A 1,631-nucleotide genomic window follows, 5' to 3' on the forward strand; every position below is an offset into this window, starting at 1 on the left:
ACAAACGGTTGAGCCGGGCCAGCTGAGTGGCCTTTAATCATCCGGCAGCCAAGCCCGTAAATGCTACCCAATTAATGGAACAAGAACTTCGAGCTTGACGCAATGATTTATTTGCCATAGTCGCCATAAAGAACTCATATGCAGCGCTGGCGCATGCGCAGCGGTTGCATTGGTCTAGCGGATGGCCAGTCATTCATGCGGGCGGGTTACTCACTTCCGGTTTCTTCGGAAGAAAAACCTTGACTGAAACTTCGCCCGTTAGCCTGTTAACTAAAGTTTCTGTTAATACAACAGCATCTTCAGGGCGTTTCCCCGCAAGATATAATTCAAAAATACCAAAATCACCTTCAAAACCTGAACCAAGCGTCAGATTTTTCATTTTTTCTTTTTCCCAAACATAATTTTTCAAAGCGCTTCGTGTAGCTTCTCGCGCAATGGGTTCCATTTCTTTTAAACTCAGCTTGCGAATTTTTTTTGTCATGGCTGCCATCCTTCCAGACTATCCCCATCCGGGGTAAATATCCGGCGTCTGCCTTCACTATTAAATAATACACTCCGTTGCTGTCCCATTGCTTCCAATACGGCTCTATCTCCTTCTGAAGACCTTAATACATTCAGTTCACTGCCTGGATGGGTATGCGAAGACCAACGCCACCCTTGGCGGGCCAATTCACGTCCCATTTCTGGAGTAACGGGCACGGAAGTGTGATTGCCGCGAATAATCAGCCTGCGCCCGCCGACAGAGAACATGGCAAATTCATCTCCCGTAGCTGCAGTGAGCGCAACCAAATCTCGCTGGCCGAAGTTATTTCCCACAATGGCGCGTGAGCCGAATTCAGGCAATTGTTCCAAGACTGCCGATTGTCTCCGATTCAATTCGCCATAGCCTCTAATAATGGCTAAAGGGTTTCCTCGCGTTGGGCTGGATGAAATACGCAATGTGATTTGTGGGGATGGCCTCGCAATGCTGTCCGCAATACGCATGGCCGCCTGGCCAATTTCCCCCACATCCCTGCCCAGCCCAGGCAAGCGATTGAGCCGCCCAAGCGCTGCGGCTCCAGCCCCGCCCATCATGGCACCGGCCGCTCCATTGGCATAAAGGTCTGCCGCCATGTCAGCGAGCGTGCGACTGCGCCAGTAATCGCTGGCTGCCCGTCCAATCAGGCCCGGGTCGCTCATCACCTGGCTCAGGCCATCAGAGATTTCTCCGCGCACACGGCCATCGAGCAGCGAAACCGTGCCTGCCGTGCCTTGCATGAAGCTGGTGAATGACCTCGCCGGTGTACGCGCCAAGGCAGCCAGTGCTGTCACAAGGCCGCCGCCATCGGCTACGGCAGCCTCATCCAGCCGGTCGATGACACCCTCGCCCCACTGCCGCATGTTGCGGTTCAGGCGTTGGCCCCAGCTAGGGTCGGCGGGCTGCTGCGCGGTTGAAGGAGCCGGGCTGCCATGCTGGGCTTCAGGCCGCGCAGTTTGCGGCAGCCCCAGCCTTCTGGCGTTTTCCACGGTCGGCGCCAAATCCTGCGGCCTGGCCCACTCTGGCAGCGCTGGCTTTGAGGGCCGCATGGGCGTTGCAGGCGCAGCAGGCGCTTGCGCGCGGATGCGCTCGATCTGCTCTCTCAAGTTCAGCC

2 protein-coding genes are annotated in these 1,631 nt (G+C 55.7%); both read right to left on the reverse strand.

All coding sequences use genetic code 11. The features are described 5' to 3' along the window. Positions 1-193: 193 nt before the first annotated feature. On the reverse strand, positions 194-481 hold the full coding sequence (locus C1720_RS13495) for a hypothetical protein (RefSeq protein WP_146007072.1): 288 nt from the start codon (positions 479-481) through the stop codon (positions 194-196). After that, the coding region (locus C1720_RS13500) for a hypothetical protein (RefSeq protein ID WP_233200081.1) at positions 478-1,631 on the reverse strand (1,154 nt) is incomplete at its 5' end. The genes C1720_RS13500 and C1720_RS13495, both read right to left, overlap by 4 nt.

It is taken from the genome of Ottowia massiliensis, from assembly GCF_900240305.1.
Lineage (GTDB): Bacteria > Pseudomonadota > Gammaproteobacteria > Burkholderiales > Burkholderiaceae_C > Ottowia > Ottowia massiliensis.